Source organism: Bacteroides timonensis, from assembly GCF_000513195.1.
In the GTDB taxonomy this organism is placed as follows: Bacteria; Bacteroidota; Bacteroidia; order Bacteroidales; family Bacteroidaceae; genus Bacteroides; species Bacteroides timonensis.
This window is the reverse complement of record NZ_CBVI010000094.1, coordinates 65,918-82,216: the sequence shown is the minus strand read 5'-3', so window position 1 is coordinate 82,216 and position 16,299 is coordinate 65,918. Positions and strand designations below refer to the sequence as shown.

14 protein-coding genes are annotated in these 16,299 nt (G+C 44.3%); 11 read left to right on the top strand and 3 right to left on the bottom strand.

Annotated features, from left to right (window positions below):
• The first annotated feature begins 333 nt into the window (after nucleotides 1-333).
• The 11 genes from BN161_RS17955 to gpmA all read left to right on the top strand — a co-directional run bounded on the left by BN161_RS17955 (nucleotide 334) and on the right by gpmA (nucleotide 14,130).
• A complete protein-coding gene (locus BN161_RS17955; protein ID WP_044268964.1) occupies nucleotides 334-924 on the top strand; it encodes an ATP synthase subunit E in 591 nt (196 codons plus the stop codon).
• Between the two features lie 11 nt (nucleotides 925-935).
• The gene (locus BN161_RS17950) at nucleotides 936-1,778 is read left to right on the top strand and encodes a DUF2764 domain-containing protein (protein ID WP_044268958.1); all 843 of its coding nucleotides are present in this window, start codon (nucleotides 936-938) and stop codon (nucleotides 1,776-1,778) included.
• Nucleotides 1,779-1,796: 18 nt separating this feature from the next.
• A complete protein-coding gene (locus BN161_RS17945) occupies nucleotides 1,797-3,551 on the top strand; it encodes a V-type ATP synthase subunit A (RefSeq protein ID WP_044268954.1) in 1,755 nt (584 codons plus the stop codon).
• Between the two features lie 140 nt (nucleotides 3,552-3,691).
• Nucleotides 3,692-5,020 carry a V-type ATP synthase subunit B gene (locus tag BN161_RS17940; protein ID WP_029428228.1) on the top strand — a complete coding sequence of 443 codons (1,329 nt, stop codon included), beginning with the start codon at nucleotides 3,692-3,694 and terminating at the stop codon, nucleotides 5,018-5,020.
• Between the two features lie 25 nt (nucleotides 5,021-5,045).
• Complete coding sequence (locus tag BN161_RS17935) at nucleotides 5,046-5,651, top strand: V-type ATP synthase subunit D (RefSeq protein WP_007213463.1); 606 nt, start codon at nucleotides 5,046-5,048, stop codon at nucleotides 5,649-5,651.
• On the top strand, nucleotides 5,648-7,453 hold the full coding sequence (locus BN161_RS17930; protein ID WP_044268950.1) for a V-type ATP synthase subunit I: 1,806 nt from the start codon (nucleotides 5,648-5,650) through the stop codon (nucleotides 7,451-7,453). The genes BN161_RS17935 and BN161_RS17930 overlap by 4 nt, the downstream gene beginning before the upstream one ends.
• A gap of 42 nt (nucleotides 7,454-7,495) precedes the next feature.
• Nucleotides 7,496-7,960, top strand: a complete 465-nt coding sequence (locus tag BN161_RS17925; RefSeq protein ID WP_007213461.1) for a V-type ATP synthase subunit K — start codon at nucleotides 7,496-7,498, stop codon at nucleotides 7,958-7,960.
• Nucleotides 7,961-8,298: 338 nt separating this feature from the next.
• Nucleotides 8,299-9,960 (top strand): glycogen/starch synthase, encoded by a 1,662-nt coding sequence (locus BN161_RS17920; protein WP_044268947.1) that lies wholly within the window; start codon nucleotides 8,299-8,301, stop codon nucleotides 9,958-9,960.
• A gap of 37 nt (nucleotides 9,961-9,997) precedes the next feature.
• Nucleotides 9,998-12,562, top strand: a complete 2,565-nt coding sequence (locus BN161_RS17915) for a glycosyltransferase family 1 protein (RefSeq protein WP_044268944.1) — start codon at nucleotides 9,998-10,000, stop codon at nucleotides 12,560-12,562.
• A gap of 99 nt (nucleotides 12,563-12,661) precedes the next feature.
• Nucleotides 12,662-13,309 (top strand): hypothetical protein, encoded by a 648-nt coding sequence (locus BN161_RS17910; protein WP_044268942.1) that lies wholly within the window; start codon nucleotides 12,662-12,664, stop codon nucleotides 13,307-13,309.
• A 74-nt stretch (nucleotides 13,310-13,383) separates the two neighbouring features.
• Nucleotides 13,384-14,130 (top strand): 2,3-diphosphoglycerate-dependent phosphoglycerate mutase, encoded by a 747-nt coding sequence (gpmA, locus tag BN161_RS17905; RefSeq protein WP_044268939.1) that lies wholly within the window; start codon nucleotides 13,384-13,386, stop codon nucleotides 14,128-14,130.
• Between the two features lie 81 nt (nucleotides 14,131-14,211).
• Here gpmA and BN161_RS17900 read toward each other — a convergent pair whose 3' ends face one another.
• The 3 genes from BN161_RS17900 to BN161_RS17890 are packed head-to-tail and all read right to left on the bottom strand — an operon-like array spanning nucleotide 14,212 to nucleotide 16,224.
• Nucleotides 14,212-14,934 carry a DUF6064 family protein gene (locus BN161_RS17900; RefSeq protein ID WP_007218696.1) on the bottom strand — a complete coding sequence of 241 codons (723 nt, stop codon included), beginning with the start codon at nucleotides 14,932-14,934 and terminating at the stop codon, nucleotides 14,212-14,214.
• Between the two features lie 31 nt (nucleotides 14,935-14,965).
• Nucleotides 14,966-15,460 (bottom strand): threonine/serine exporter family protein, encoded by a 495-nt coding sequence (locus BN161_RS17895; RefSeq protein WP_007213454.1) that lies wholly within the window; start codon nucleotides 15,458-15,460, stop codon nucleotides 14,966-14,968.
• The gene (locus BN161_RS17890; RefSeq protein ID WP_007213453.1) at nucleotides 15,457-16,224 is read right to left on the bottom strand and encodes a threonine/serine exporter family protein; all 768 of its coding nucleotides are present in this window, start codon (nucleotides 16,222-16,224) and stop codon (nucleotides 15,457-15,459) included. Before BN161_RS17890 ends, BN161_RS17895 begins: the two co-directional genes overlap by 4 nt.
• Nucleotides 16,225-16,299: the final 75 nt, after the last annotated feature.

Here is a 16,299-nt window from a genome sequence, read left to right as displayed (position 1 = left end):
TGATATGGAGGCTTTTTGTGTTTGTACCCCTTTCAGGTGGTTCTATTTTAATTTTCCTTTTGCATCTTTGAGCTGGTAGGTGAATTGACTCTTCTTTTTTCCTCTTTGAAAACCCTATTCTCCTTTTTCAGCAAGATTTTTCTTTTTAGTTTGCAACTTCATCCTTATCTTTACGGAATAAAAATGGTATAAAAAGGTTTATTTTGAAAAATAGGACATTTTTATTCCATTCTTTCTCCTTTTTATCTGAGGGATTTTAGTACTTTTGGACTCGAATCTAATAAAAAGGGAAAAAATCGCAATTATATAATTATTAAAATTACTCCTGTGTATATGGAAAACAAAATTCAAGAGTTGACTGATAAGATTTACCGCGAGGGGGTCGAAAAAGGTAACACTGAGGCCCAGAAACTTATCGCTAACGCTCAAGATGAAGCCAAGAAAATTGTGGAAGACGCTCGTAAAGAAGCTGAAGCAATTGTGGCTGCTTCTCGTAAGTCTGCCGATGAACTGGCAGAAAATACCAAGTCGGAATTGAAATTATTCGCCGGCCAGGCAGTGAATGCACTGAAGTCTGAAATCGCTACACTTGTGACGGATAAGATTGTCAATGCGGATGTGAAAACATTTGCTGCCGATAAGGATTATTTGAATGCCTTCATAGTTGCATTGGCTTCCAAATGGAGTGTGAACGAGCCTATCGTGATCTCTACCGCTGATGCCGACGGCCTGAAGAAATACTTCGCCGCACAAGCAAAAGCGTTGCTGGATAAAGGTGTGCAAATAGAACAGGTAAATGGTAATAAGACGTTGTTCACCGTTTCGCCTGCCGATGGTTCGTACAAAGTAAACTTCGGTGAAGAAGAATTTATGAATTACTTCAAAGAATTCCTACGTCCGCAATTAGTGGAAATGCTGTTCTAAAACCACAGGATATGAGTAAATACTATTACTACTTGGTAGCCGGTTTGCCCGAACTCACTTTGGAGGATAGCAAACTGAGCTATACGGTAGCTGATTTCAAAGCGGAACTGTATCCGGATTTGTCCGACGAAGATAAACGGTTGATTGATCTGTTTTATTTGAAGTTTGACAATGCGAATGTTCTGAAATTGCTAAAGGATAAGGATGCCGCCATTGATCCTCGTGGAAATTATTCCGCAGAAGAATTGGCTGAGTTTATCTCGTTGCTCAAAGATGGTGACGAGGTGGCTGATGCCGTATTTCCTTCCTATCTTTCCACCTTTATTTCAGAATATTTCAATACTCCTGCCGAGGATGATTTTCTGCATGAAGACCGTCTGGCCGCGCTTTACTATGCGTATGCAATGAAGTGCAGGAATAAGTTCGTGTCTTCCTGGTTTGCGTTCAATCTGACAATGAACAATGTGCTGGTGGCACTGACTGCCCGGAAATTCAAGATGGATATCGCTCCGCTGATAGTGGGAGATACGGAAGTGTGCGAGGCTTTGCGTACATCCGGTGCCCGTGATTTCGGACTGACGGGGGAGGTGGACTTCCTGGATCAGTTGGTGAAGATCAGTGAAACCGAAGAGTTAGTGGAACGGGAAAAGAAAATTGACCAGTTACGTTGGAATTGGATGGAAGAAGCTACCTTCTTTAACTATTTCACCGTAGAGCGTCTGTTCGTTTTTCTGCTGCAACTGGAAATGATAGAACGGTGGATTTCTTTGGATAAGGAAAAGGGTAATCAGTTGTTCCGCAGCATCATAGCAACGCTGAAGGATGAAGTGCAGATTCCCGCAGAATTCAGATAAAATAAATAACATAATTATATGGCAACAAAAGGAACTGTTAGTGGCGTTATCGCCAACATGGTAACCCTCGTCGTTGACGGCCCGGTGGCACAGAACGAGATTTGCTACATCTCGACCGGCGGTGACCGACTGATGGCGGAGGTGATTAAGGTGGTAGGTACCCATGTGTACGTGCAGGTGTTTGAGAGCACCCGCGGACTGAAAGTAGGGGCTGAAGCCGAATTTACCGGACACATGCTTGAGGTGACATTAGGCCCGGGTATGCTTTCGAAAAACTATGACGGTCTGCAAAATGACCTCGATAAGATGGATGGAGTCTTCCTGAAACGCGGGCAATATACCTATCCGCTGGACAAGGGAAGCAGATGGCACTTTATGCCTCTGGTGAAAGTAGGTGATAAAGTGGAAGCCGCTGCCTGGCTGGGACAAGTGGATGAAAACTTCCAACCCCTGAAAATCATGGTGCCTTTTACTCAAAAGGGCGTATGTACCGTGAAGTCCATCGTAGACGGAGGTGAGTACAGCATCGAAGATATCGTAGCCGTACTGACTGACGAAGAAGGGAATGACATCCATGTGAACATGATACAGAAATGGCCGGTGAAACGCGCCATGACGAATTATAAAGAAAAGCCGCGTCCTTTCAAACTGTTGGAAACGGGTGTACGTGTCATTGATACCGTGAATCCTATCGTGGAAGGTGGTACGGGATTTATTCCCGGCCCGTTCGGTACAGGAAAAACAGTGCTTCAGCACGCCATTTCAAAGCAGGCGGAGGCGGATATCGTAATCATCGCTGCCTGTGGTGAACGTGCCAATGAGGTTGTGGAAATCTTTACGGAATTTCCGGAGCTGGTTGACCCGCATACCGGACGTAAGTTGATGGAGCGTACAATTATTATCGCCAATACTTCGAACATGCCGGTAGCTGCCCGTGAAGCATCTGTATATACGGCTATGACGATTGCAGAGTATTATCGTAGCATGGGTCTGAAGGTATTGTTGATGGCTGACTCCACTTCCCGTTGGGCACAGGCTTTGCGCGAGATGTCCAACCGTATGGAAGAGTTGCCTGGACCTGACGCATTCCCGATGGACTTGTCTTCTATCATCTCCAACTTCTACGGACGTGCCGGATATGTGGTGCTGGGTAACGGTGAAACGGGATCTATTACCTTTATCGGTACGGTATCTCCTGCCGGTGGTAACCTGAAAGAGCCTGTAACGGAAAATACGAAGAAAGTAGCCCGTTGTTTCTATGCTCTTGAACAGGACCGCGCCGACAAGAAACGTTATCCCGCCGTGAATCCGATTGATTCTTATTCTAAATATATCGAATATCCTGAATTTGAGGAATATATCAAAACTCATATCAATGGTGAATGGATCGGTAAGGTAAACGAAATCAAAAACCGCCTGCAACGTGGTAAGGAGATTGCCGAACAGATCAACATCCTGGGTGATGATGGTGTTCCTGTAGAATATCATGTAACGTTTTGGAAATCAGAGTTGATTGACTTCGTAATCCTGCAACAGGATGCTTTCGATGAAATTGATGCTGTAACACCGATGGAGCGTCAGGAAGATATCTTGAACATGATTATTGATATCTGTCATACGGAGTTTGAATTCGATAACTTCAATGAAGTAATGGATTATTTTAAGAAAATGATCAATATCTGTAAGCAGATGAACTACTCGAAGTTCAAATCAGAAGAATATGAAGGATTCCGTAAGCAGTTGCAGGAACTGATTGAAGAACGTAAAGCCTAAGGATGTACTATTTGACTATTTACAATTTACTATTTGCCTTGCGGATGCAGGTGCATGGAGGTTGTAGATAGTAAAATAGTAAAATAGGATGGCAGAGATTTGAATAGTAAATAGTAAATTGTCAAATAGTAAATAAATAGATGGCAACAAAAGCATTTCAAAAAATATATACCAAGGTCACTCAGATTACGAAAGCTACGTGTTCGCTGAAAGCAACAGGGGTAGGGTATGATGAGTTGGCAACCGTAAACGGCAAGCTCGCCCAGGTGGTGAAGATTGCCGGTGACGATGTGACTTTGCAGGTATTTGAGGGTACGGAAGGTATCCCGACCAATGCGGAGATCGTATTTCTGGGTAAGTCGCCTACGCTGAAAGTGAGCGAACAGCTTGCGGGACGTTTCTTCAACGCTTTCGGTGATCCGATTGACGGTGGTCCGTCCATCGAAGGTCAGGAAGTGGAAATCGGTGGTCCGTCTGTGAACCCGGTACGCCGTAAACAACCGTCGGAACTGATTGCGACTGGTATTGCAGGTATCGACTTGAACAATACGTTGGTATCCGGACAGAAGATTCCGTTCTTTGCCGACCCTGACCAGCCGTTTAACCAGGTAATGGCGAACGTAGCACTTCGTGCCGAGACGGATAAGATCATCCTGGGCGGTATGGGTATGACGAACGATGACTACCTGTACTTTAAGAATGTATTCTCCAACGCCGGTGCGCTCGACCGTATCGTCAGCTTCATGAATACAACGGAGAATCCTCCGGTAGAACGTTTGCTGATTCCGGACATGGCATTGACGGCGGCAGAATATTTTGCTGTGAACAATAATGAAAAGGTATTGGTACTGTTGACTGATATGACCTCTTACGCTGATGCGTTGGCTATCGTATCCAACCGTATGGACCAGATTCCTTCCAAGGACTCTATGCCGGGTTCTCTTTATTCGGATTTGGCTAAGATCTATGAGAAGGCTGTACAGTTCCCGAGTGGCGGTTCCATTACCATTATCGCAGTGACAACGTTGTCCGGTGGCGATATTACGCATGCTGTGCCTGATAATACGGGTTATATTACGGAAGGTCAGTTGTTCCTGCGTCGTGATACGGATATCGGTAAGGTTATCGTTGACCCATTCCGTTCACTGTCCCGTCTGAAACAGCTCGTTACAGGTAAGAAGACCCGTAAGGATCATCCGCAAGTGATGAATGCTGCTGTACGTCTGTACGCCGATGCTGCCAACGCCAAGACGAAATTGGAGAACGGTTTCGACTTGACGAACTATGATGAACGTACCCTTGCATTTGCCAAGGATTACTCCAACCAACTGCTGGCTATCGATGTGAACCTTGATACGACAGAAATGCTCGACGTGGCCTGGAGCCTGTTCGGCAAGTATTTCCGTCCGGAAGAAGTGAATATCAAGAAAGAATTGGTTGACGAGTTCTGGCCAAAAGCAAATAACTAATCACTAACAACTAATCACTAATAAAGTGGCTATAAAGTTTCAATATAATAAAACTTCCCTCCAGCAGTTGGAAAAGCAACTGAAAGTGCGGGTACGTACACTCCCTATTATCAAGAATAAGGAGAGCGCACTACGCATGGAAGTGAAGCGCTGCAAATCAGAAGCTGCCGCGCTGGATGAGAAGTTGGAACGGGAAATCCAGGCCTACGAAGCGATGTTCGCCCTTTGGAATGAGTTTGACTCCTCATTGATAAAGGTGAGCGATGTACATCTCGGCGTGAAGAAGATTGCCGGTGTACGGGTGCCGCTGCTCGAAAACGTTGATTTCGAAATACGCCCCTACAGCCTGTTCAATGCCCCCAAATGGTATGCCGACGGCATACATTTGCTTAAGGTGTTGGCACAGACGGCTATCGAGCGGGAGTTTATCGTCGCCAAACTGGGCTTGCTGGAACATGCACGTAAGAAGACCACCCAAAAGGTAAACCTCTTTGAGAAAGTGCAGATTCCAGGCTATCAGGATGCTCTGCGAAAGATCAAGCGCTTCATGGAAGACGAGGAGAACCTCTCCAAGTCATCGCAGAAAATCATGAAATCCCATCAAGAGAGTAGGAAGGAGGCAGAAGCATGATTACAAAAATGAAGAAGCTCACATTCCTTGTATATCATAAGGAGTACGAGGTGTTTCTGAACGGAGTGCGCGAACTTGGAGTAGTGCACGTGGCCGAAAAACAGCAGGGAGTAGCCGATAATGCAGAGTTGCAGGACAGCATCCGGCTTTCTTCGCGTTTGCAGGCGACACTGAAAATGCTGCACAGCTTGGGCGAAGCGAAGGAAACTACACCCGCTTCTGCCGCCCGCGGGCTGGAAGTGCTGGACGAAGTGGATGTGTTGCAAAGTGAAAAGGCGAAGCTGCAACAACAGCTGCAAAACTATCAGAAGGAGAAAGCCGCCCTGGAACCCTGGGGTGATTTCGAGCCTGAAAGTCTGAATCTTCTGCATGATGCCGGCTTTACGGTAAACTTTTACTGTTGTTCGGAAGGTAGCTATGACGAGATTTGGGAAGAAACTTATAATGCGATGATTATCAATCGTGTATCCTCACGTATCTATTTCATTACTGTAATTAAGAATGAAGTGGAAGTAGATTTGGATGCAGAGCAGATAAAGTTACCTCCTTATTCATTGACCCGTGTGCAGATACTTTGTCAGGAGACTGAACAGGCCTTGGCGGACAATGACCAAAAACTGGCTGTGCTTGCTGAGAAGGAGCAACCTTCATTACAAGCAGCCTTGAAAGAGGTGAACACTGAAATAGAGTTTTCTCAGGTGATATTGAACACAGAGGCTACAGCGGGAGAAAAGCTAATGTTGCTGCAAGGTTGGGCGCCGGCTTCCAAAGAAAAGGAAATTGCCGCATGGTTGGATGAACAGCATATCTATTATGAGATTACGAATCCGACACCAGAAGATAATGTGCCTATCCAATTGAACAATAAGGGTTTCTTTGCCTGGTTTGAGCCGATATGCAAACTCTACATGCTTCCGAAATACAGTGAATTGGATCTGACACCGTTCTTTGCACCGTTCTTTATGGTGTTCTTCGGGTTGTGTCTGGGCGACTCCGGTTACGGGTTGTTCCTGTTCCTTGCCGCTACGCTGTACCGTATGTTCGCCAAGAATATCAGTGCTACGATGAAGCCGATTCTTTCATTGGTACAGATATTGGCTACCTCTACATTCTTCTGTGGAATGCTGACGGGTACGTTCTTCGGAGTGAGCCTCTATGACATTAACATACCTTTCTTGCAGTATATGAAGGAGCATTTGTTCATGGATAATAATGCCATGTTCCAGTTGTCACTGATACTCGGTGTGGTTCAGATTCTCTTCGGTATGATACTGAAAGCAGTCAATCAGGCGATACAGTTCGGCTTTAAGTATGCCATAGCCACTATCGGTTGGATTGTGTTGCTGATATCCTGCGGAGTAGGATTCCTGTTGCCCGAAGTGATGCCATTGGGTGGTACGGCACATCTGTGCATTCTTGGTGTGGCTGCCGTTATGATATTTCTCTTCAACAGTCCCGGTAAGAACGTGTTTATGAATATCGGACTGGGTTTGTGGGATTCTTACAACATGGCTACAGGTTTGCTGGGCGACGTGCTTTCGTATGTTCGTCTGTTTGCCCTCGGTCTGTCGGGAGGTATCCTTGCGGGAGTATTCAACAGTCTGGCTGTGGGCATGAGCCCTGACAATGTGATTGTCGGTCCGATTGTGATGGTACTGATATTCGTTATCGGACATGCCATTAACATGTTTATGAATGTACTGGGTGCGATGGTTCACCCCATGCGTCTGACTTTCGTGGAGTTCTTTAAGAATTCCGGTTACGAAGGAGGCGGAAAAGAATATAAGCCATTTAAAAAATAACAATTATAGAATTAAAAATTAAAACAATAAAAACGTAAGATTATGGAAATGAACTTATTGATTGCCTACATCGGCATCGCAGTAATGATTGGTTTGTCTGGCATCGGTAGTGCCTATGGAGTGACGATTGCCGGTAACGCAGCTATCGGTGCTTTGAAGAAGAACGACGGTGCATTCGGAAACTTCCTCGTATTGACAGCACTTCCCGGTACGCAGGGTTTGTATGGTTTTGCCGGTTACTTTATGTTCCAGACTATTTTCGGTATCCTTACTCCTGAAATGACAGCTATTCAGGCTGCCGCTATTCTCGGTGCAGGTATCGCCTTGGGATTGGTTGCTTTGTTCTCAGCTATTCGCCAGGGACAGGTTTGTGCAAATGGTATCGCAGCTATCGGACAAGGTCACGATGTATTCAGCAATACATTGATCCTTGCCGTATTCCCGGAACTTTACGCTATCGTTGCTTTGGCTGCAACATTCTTGATTGGTAGCGCACTGGTTGCATAAGAATCTATTTCTGAATAATTTGCTAACCCAGGGTTGTCATTCCGATGATAATCCTGGGTTTATTGTTTTCAAATGCCACACTTCAGTAAGCGAAATGCCACACTTCATCAGAGCAAACGCCACACTTCGCAACATACAGAGTGTGGCATTTACTCTGATGAAGTGTGGCATTTCGCTTACTGAAGTGTGGCGTTCGGAGCGCTATTCAGTCCTTCTAACTATTTTTCGCAAACGATTGTTTATGCATATTTCATTAGTTTTTTCGATTAATAGGCTATTTTTCAAAGAATAATGTGTACTTTTGCAGCCGGTATTAAGTAATAGAGATTAAAAGTAATATGACTAAAGAGCTGTTAACCCCCGACTACATCTTCGAGTCAAGCTGGGAAGTATGTAATAAGGTTGGAGGTATCTATACGGTTTTGTCCACGCGAGCAAATACCTTGCAGGCAAAATTTCATGATAGATTGTTTTTTATAGGGCCTGATTTCTGGCAGGGGGAAGAGAACCCTTTGTTTATCGAGTCCGATAACCTTTGTGCAGCATGGAAAAAGCATGCATTTACAAAAGATAACCTTTCCGTCCGCATAGGGCGCTGGAACATTCCGGGCAATCCGATCGTTATATTGGTTGATTTCCAACCGTTTTTCGCACTGAAGAATGAAATATATACAGAGATGTGGAACCACTATCAGGTGGATTCGCTACATGCATACGGTGATTATGATGAAGCATCTATGTTTTCGTATGCTGCCGGAAAGGTGGTGGAGAGCTTCTATCGCTATAACCTGACGGAAACGGATAAGGTGGTTTATCAGGCGCATGAGTGGATGACCGGTATGGGTGCCCTCTACCTGCAGATTGCCGTTCCTGAAATCGCAACGATCTTTACCACGCATGCCACGTCTATCGGACGCTCCATCGCGGGTAACAATAAACCTCTGTACGACTATCTCTTTGCCTATAACGGCGATCAGATGGCGGAAGAGCTCAACATGCAGTCCAAACATTCCATCGAAAAACAAACTGCACATTATGTAGACTGTTTTACGACTGTGAGCGAAATCACGAATAACGAGTGCAAGGAATTGCTCGATAAGCCTGCCGATGTAGTGCTTATGAACGGTTTCGAGGATGATTTTGTGCCGAAGGGCGCTACATTTACCGGAAAGCGTAAACGTGCGAGATCTACTATGTTGCGCGTTGCCAATTGCTTGATGGGTACGGATATGGGAGATGATACGTTGATTATCGGTACCAGTGGCCGTTATGAATTCAAGAACAAGGGCATTGATGTCTTCCTTGAATCGCTGAACCGGTTGAACCGTGATAAGAACTTGAAGAAGAATGTATTGGCATTCATCAACGTGCCGGGTTGGGTAGGCGATGCCCGTGAAGACCTGCAGCAACGTCTCAAGAGCAAGGAAAAATTCACTACTCCGCTGGAAGTACCTTTGATTACCCACTGGCTGCATAACATGACGCACGATCAGGTGCTGGATATGTTGAAGTACATGGGCATGAGTAATCATCCTGAGGATAAGGTGAAGATTATTTTTGTTCCCTGCTATCTCGATGGAAAAGATGGCATTATAAACAAGCAATATTATGATTTGATACTGGGAGAAGACCTCAGTGTCTACCCTTCATATTATGAACCTTGGGGATATACCCCGTTGGAAAGTGTTGCTTTCCACGTTCCGACCATCACGACCGACCTGGCTGGATTCGGACTTTGGGTAAACAGCCTGAAAAATCAGCATGGCATCGATGATGGAGTAGAGGTACTTCACCGTTCGGATTATAACTATTCCGAAGTGGCTGATGGCATCAAGGACACCATTTCCGCATTCTCCGGAAAGACGGATGCAGAAGTGAAAAACATTTGCAAGCGTGCTGCCCAAGTGGCTGAGCAGGCTTTGTGGAAGCATTTTATCGAATATTATTATGAAGCCTACGATTCCGCCCTTCGCCATGCGATGGAGCGTCAGCTGGGTTAAATAGAAATAGAATATTAATCAATCAAGTTATCATACAATGAAGATTAAAGTTAGTAATGTAAACACTCCGAACTGGAAAGATGTGAATGTGAAATCTCACATTCCTGCCGAGTTGGAGAAATTGTCTGAACTGGCACACAACATTTGGTGGTCTTGGAACTACGAAGCTACTGAACTGTTTGGAGATCTTGACCCTGCTCTGTGGAAAGAAGTCGGTCATAACCCTGTCCTCTTGTTAGAAAGAATGAGTTATGCTAAGCTCGAAGCACTCGCAAACGACAAAGTAATTCTGAAAAGAATGAATGATGTGTATTCTAAGTTTAGAGCATATATGGATGTAGAACCTGATAAAAAACGTCCTTCCATTGCTTATTTCAGCATGGAGTACGGTTTGAACCAGGTACTCAAGATCTATTCAGGTGGTTTGGGCGTTCTTGCCGGCGACTACCTGAAAGAGGCTTCTGACAGCAATGTAGACCTTTGCGCAGTCGGTTTCCTGTATCGTTACGGTTACTTTACACAGACTCTCTCTATGGATGGTCAGCAGATTGCCAACTACGAAGCTCAGAACTTCGGCCAGTTGCCTATCGAGCGCGTGATGGACGAGAATGGCAATCAGGTGATTGTGGATGTTCCTTATCTGGATTACTTTGTTCATGCGTTTGTATGGCGTGTGAATGTGGGACGTATTTCTCTCTATCTGTTGGATACGGACAATGAAATGAACAGTGAATTCGACCGTCCTATCACTCACCAACTCTATGGTGGTGACTGGGAAAACCGTCTGAAACAAGAAATTCTGCTCGGTATCGGTGGTATCTTGACACTGAAGAAACTGGGTGTCAAGAAAGATGTTTATCACTGTAACGAAGGACATGCGGCATTGATCAATGTTCAGCGTATCTGCGACTATGTAGCAGGAGGTCTGTCTTACGATCAGGCTATCGAGCTGGTGCGTGCATCTTCTCTGTATACTGTACATACTCCGGTTCCTGCCGGTCACGACTACTTTGACGAAGGTCTCTTCGGCAAATACATGGGCGGTTATCCTGCCAAGATGGGTATCACTTGGGATGACCTGATGGATCTCGGCCGTAATAATCCGGGTGATAAAGGCGAACGTTTCTGCATGTCAGTCTTCGCTTGCAACACTTCACAGGAAGTGAACGGTGTAAGCTGGCTGCACGGAAAAGTTTCTCAGGAGATGTTCTCTTCTATCTGGAAGGGTTATTTCCCCGAAGAAATGCATGTGGGTTATGTTACCAACGGTGTACACTTCCCGACTTGGAGCGCTACCGAATGGAAACATCTCTATGCTGCTAACTTTGACGAGAACTTCTTGTACGATCAGTCTAACCCGAAGATTTGGGAAGCTATCTATGATGTGCCCGATGAAAAAATCTGGGGAACACGTATGGCTTTGAAAAACAAGTTGATCGACTATGTTCGTAAGCAATATCGTGAAACTTGGTTGAAGAACCAGGGTGATCCTTCACGTATCGTTTCGTTGATGGATAAGATCAACCCGAATGCATTGCTGATCGGTTTCGGTCGTCGTTTTGCTACTTACAAACGTGCTCACCTGCTGTTCACTGACCTTGACCGTCTGGCTAAGATTGTGAACAATCCTGACTATCCGGTACAGTTCCTGTTCACCGGTAAGGCTCACCCGCATGATGGAGCTGGTCAAGGTCTGATCAAGAGAATTATCGAGATCTCCCGTCGTCCGGAATTCCTGGGTAAGATTATCTTCCTGGAAAACTATGATATGCAGCTGGCTCGCCGCCTGGTATCCGGTGTGGATATCTGGTTGAATACTCCGACTCGTCCGCTCGAAGCATCCGGTACTTCCGGCGAGAAAGCGTTGATGAACGGTGTTGTAAACTTCTCCGTACTCGACGGTTGGTGGTTGGAAGGCTACCGTGAAGGTGCAGGTTGGGCACTGACAGAAAAGCGTACTTACCAGAACCAGGAACATCAGGATCAGCTTGATGCAGCTACTATCTACAGCATCCTTGAAACTGAGATTCTGCCGTTGTACTATGCACGCAACAAGAAGGGATACTCTGAAGGTTGGGTGAAGACTATCAAGAATTCTATCGCACAGATTGCACCTCACTATACAATGAAACGTCAGTTGGACGACTATTATAGCAAGTTCTACACTAAGCTGGCTAAACGTTTCAGCGCACTGTCTGCTAATGACAATGCCAAAGCTAAGGAAATTGCTGCTTGGAAAGAAGAAGTGGTTTCTAAGTGGGACAGCATCGAAGTCGTATCTTGTGACACGTGTGAAGAATTGCAGCAAGCCACCATCGAAAGCGGTAAGGAATATTCCATTACTTACGTTATTGATGAGAAGGGCTTGAACGATGCAATCGGTCTGGAACTGGTAACTACTTACACTGCCGGTGACGGTAAACAACACGTTTACTCTGTTGAGCCGTTCAGCGTAGTGAAGAAAGAGGGTAACCTCTATACCTTCCAGGTGAAACATAAATTAGAGAACGCAGGTAGCTTTAAAGTATCCTACCGTATGTTCCCGAAAAACTCTGACCTGCCTCACCGTCAGGACTTCTGCTACGTTCGTTGGTTCGTGTAAGAGTTTGATCTAACAATATAGAGAAGCTGCTCACGGGAGGTTTACTAAACTTCTCGGGGCAGCTTTTCGCTTTTTTATTCACCTTATAATATATGTACTATGAGACATTTACTTCTTTCATTGAGTTGTTTGTTTGGTATAGTTTCTGGCGGATATTCACAAACGGAACTGTCGCCTTTTCTCTTTGATACCTATCAGGATGCTATTGTCTATATGAGAAATGGTATGGAAATTCGTGGCAAGATGAATTATCATCTTCCGAGCGAAAAATTCTATTTTATTGATGAGCAGGATGGAAATCAGGCAAAAGTATTGTCGAATGCTGATGAGGTGAATATTATAAAGTTTGGTGCACGGGTATTTTATCCGGAACAGGATGGTGGAGTTGAAATTCTTTCTTCGGAGCCTTCATTTTATGTACAATACAAAGTTACTGTTCGTGATAAACCGAAGTCTGTGGGATATGGCGGTACCTCTTCGTTGGGTAATGTGAAGACGTATTCTTCCAACAATGCAGGATTCTCGCCTGATGCTCCTGTAAAGTTGGAAATAGGAAGTCGGTATAATGTATATTGGGTGGAGAAAAAAGGGAAAAAGAAGGAGGTTCGTAATATGAAGCAATTTCTGAAGCTGAATTCTACTCATAAGGAGGAATTGGAGAGGTATATTAAGGAAAATAATATATGCTTTGACGATGCTCAACAAATGCTGAAGTTGTGCATATATGCTGATTCACTGCTGAAGTAGTACTCCCTCCCTTTTATTGAACAAGTTCCGATAGATGCGTGTTTTATTTATACGACTAATAAAAAATAATTCGTATGAAGAAAATTGTATTACTTCGCCATGGCGAGAGCGCATGGAATAAGGAAAATCGTTTCACTGGTTGGACCGATGTAGATTTAACGGAAAAAGGTATTGCCGAAGCTAAAAAGGCGGGACAGTTATTGATAGATAATGGCTTCCAGTTTGATAAAGCCTATACTTCCTACCTGAAACGTGCAGTGAAAACACTGGATGTGGTATTGGATCGTATGGATCAGGACTGGATATCGGTAGAGAAATCCTGGCGTCTGAACGAGAAGCATTATGGACAGCTTCAAGGTTTGAATAAGGCGGAAACAGCTGCCAAATACGGTGAAGAGCAGGTGTTGATCTGGCGTCGTAGCTACGATATTGCTCCGCATGCACTGACTGAGGATGATCCTCGTAATCCGCGCTTTGAAGCGCGTTATAATGAAGTGCCCGATGCGGAACTGCCTCGTACCGAGTCTCTGAAAGATACAATCGAACGTATCATGCCTTACTGGAAATGTGTGATTTTCCCGAATCTGAAAACAGCAGACGAGCTGTTAGTAGTGGCACATGGTAATAGTTTAAGAGGAATCATCAAGCACCTGAAGCATATCTCCGATGAAGATATTGTGAAGCTGAACCTGCCCACCGCCGTACCTTATGTCTTTGAATTTGATGATGACCTGAATTTGCAGAAAGACTATTTCTTGGGAGATCCGGAGGAAATAAAGAAATTGATGGAAGCAGTAGCAAATCAAGGAAAGAATAAATAGAATGAAATCAGTATGAAATATGAAGTATTAGGTTCAGGTATTAATGATGCGCTTAATACTTCATACTTCATATTTAATTCTCTAACCAACTAATTCGTTCAATATCGTGATACTTAGAAATACTCCAATTGCTACACAGAGTGCTATTAGAATCCAGTTTGTATATTTGGCACTTGGTTTTGTTTCTTTATGCAGATTCTGGTCGAAGTAATTCTTGAAGAAGAGATAAATGGCAGGAACGGTTGCACTTGCCAGCAATAAGTCTTCGGGAATTTTGTAGATGTACACTTTAGAAAACGCTATCAATGCCCAGTGACAAAGGAAAAGTATTACAAGCAGATTTACTTTGCGTGAAAATGCCAGTAACAATCCGATGGTGAATACTGCCACGGAGCAGGGCATCACACAGGTGGTCATCATTGGGAATTCCATGCCCCGTGCCCATGACAAGAGAGGGTAAAGGAATGGCATGGCATACAGTATGTAAGTCAGTTTGTCATATTTGTGATAACGTTCAAACGGAGTATAGTTTGTGATGAGGTCCCACAGCCAGATAAGTGCAATTATACCCCAGAATATGGCAAGTATATAATTGTAATTCCGGTCACCACAATAGATCATGTAGTAGACGATAGAAATCCAGCTATTTAAAAATACCATATATCCCTTCATCAACCGCTTTATCAGCAGTGTCGGTTTTTGATAAAGTAGTACGGTCAGCAGAATACCTGCAATCGTAATAATTACCTGGAAAATCCAGGTTGCTTCATTATATTGTGCGATTGTTTTCCAAAAAACTTCCATACGCAATCTTTTAAATTTTAATTTTCAACTTTTAATTTTTCTCGTGTCTTGTCATGGAGAAAGCTCGTTTGATAAACAAGAACAACGGTATAGTGGCGCCCACTGCCAACATGAAAATGACGCTACAAGTAACAATTGTGTTCGTGAATAAGTCTATCAAATACTTTTCTTGCAATTCCGGTACTTTCATATTCTGCATGAACATGATGAGTGAGAATACTATTTTGTAGGCATACATACCCGGAATCATAGGCAGCAATGCAGGGATGTAGAGCACGGTCATGGGGCAATAGATACGTTTTCCCAAAACCAGACTTCCCATACCGATACTGAAAGAAGCAAATAGAGATGCAGTGGCGATATCTACTCCCAGATAGGTCATCAGACAAAAACGCAAAGCATGGCCGATAGCGGCAAGCAAGGCAATGGAAGGAAAAGCGCGCAAGGGAGGATCTGAAATCGCTCCGAAACCGATGGCGGCAACTGCGGCAAATATGCCGTCCGTAAGTATATCAACGAGTATCATAATAAACTGTTTCTAATTAACATAAGAGTGCAGGAGAGTCCTACGGAAATACATAATACCAGCAGTAATGCCTGGATGAGACGGGTGCAGCCGGTTAATACATGTCCCTCGACAATATCAATGACACCATTCAGCAAGGGGACGCCGGGCACCAGATAAAGAACACTTGTGGCAATGGCTATCTCAGCTGTCGTTTCCAGCGTAAGCGCTGAAGAAGCAACCATGGAAGCTACGAATGCAGATACAATGAAAACAAGATAATGATTGATTTTCTTCTTCTGCATAATCTGTTTTATATAGAAACCGATGAGCGTTGCGGAGAATACAATGAGACGCGCTGTCCAGTCACCGCCAAACAGGGCGCAGAAAGAAGCATTGGCAAAACCCACCAGAAACAATGTACAAAGCGGGTCCATCTTCGGTCGTGATATTATTTTCTCATACTTGTCCCAAAGTGTCTCCAGAGGCAAATGATTGTCGTAGGCTTCCCAACTAAGCGCACTCAGTTCAGCGTTCAGTTCGAAACTGATGGGGAAAGCGGGGATAATGGCTACTTCATTGTAGACTTCCGTGCTGTCAATGTCGCATACACTTACCACCATGGTCTTTTGGAAAAGGCTCATTTTCACGTCTACGTCCAGTGACTTTCCGATGCGACGGGTGTTTCGTATCACGCGTGAAGTGTGTACGCCGGACCCCATAAGACGATTAGCATACTCCAGTAAAAACCGGGTAATTTCTTTTAATTCGTTTGGCGAATTCATACTTTAAAATGTTATCCTAATATTATCTATTCTTGAAAAGCGCCGCAAAGGTACGGTTTTTTGAGGAAAGAAGGA

Bases quoted from the DNA above. Each gene is read 5' to 3' on its own strand.
- BN161_RS17955 (WP_044268964.1), top strand. From the start codon at position 334: ATGGAAAACAAAATTCAAGAGTTGACTGATAAGATTTACCGCGAGGGG.
- BN161_RS17950 (WP_044268958.1), top strand. From the start codon at position 936: ATGAGTAAATACTATTACTACTTGGTAGCCGGTTTGCCCGAACTCACT.
- BN161_RS17945 (WP_044268954.1), top strand. From the start codon at position 1,797: ATGGCAACAAAAGGAACTGTTAGTGGCGTTATCGCCAACATGGTAACC.
- BN161_RS17940 (WP_029428228.1), top strand. From the start codon at position 3,692: ATGGCAACAAAAGCATTTCAAAAAATATATACCAAGGTCACTCAGATT.
- BN161_RS17930 (WP_044268950.1), top strand. From the start codon at position 5,648: ATGATTACAAAAATGAAGAAGCTCACATTCCTTGTATATCATAAGGAG.
- BN161_RS17925 (WP_007213461.1), top strand. From the start codon at position 7,496: ATGGAAATGAACTTATTGATTGCCTACATCGGCATCGCAGTAATGATT.
- BN161_RS17920 (WP_044268947.1), top strand. From the start codon at position 8,299: ATGACTAAAGAGCTGTTAACCCCCGACTACATCTTCGAGTCAAGCTGG.
- BN161_RS17915 (WP_044268944.1), top strand. From the start codon at position 9,998: ATGAAGATTAAAGTTAGTAATGTAAACACTCCGAACTGGAAAGATGTG.
- BN161_RS17910 (WP_044268942.1), top strand. From the start codon at position 12,662: ATGAGACATTTACTTCTTTCATTGAGTTGTTTGTTTGGTATAGTTTCT.
- gpmA (WP_044268939.1), top strand. From the start codon at position 13,384: ATGAAGAAAATTGTATTACTTCGCCATGGCGAGAGCGCATGGAATAAG.
- BN161_RS17900 (WP_007218696.1), bottom strand. From the start codon at position 14,934: ATGGAAGTTTTTTGGAAAACAATCGCACAATATAATGAAGCAACCTGG.
- BN161_RS17895 (WP_007213454.1), bottom strand. From the start codon at position 15,460: ATGATACTCGTTGATATACTTACGGACGGCATATTTGCCGCAGTTGCC.
- BN161_RS17890 (WP_007213453.1), bottom strand. From the start codon at position 16,224: ATGAATTCGCCAAACGAATTAAAAGAAATTACCCGGTTTTTACTGGAG.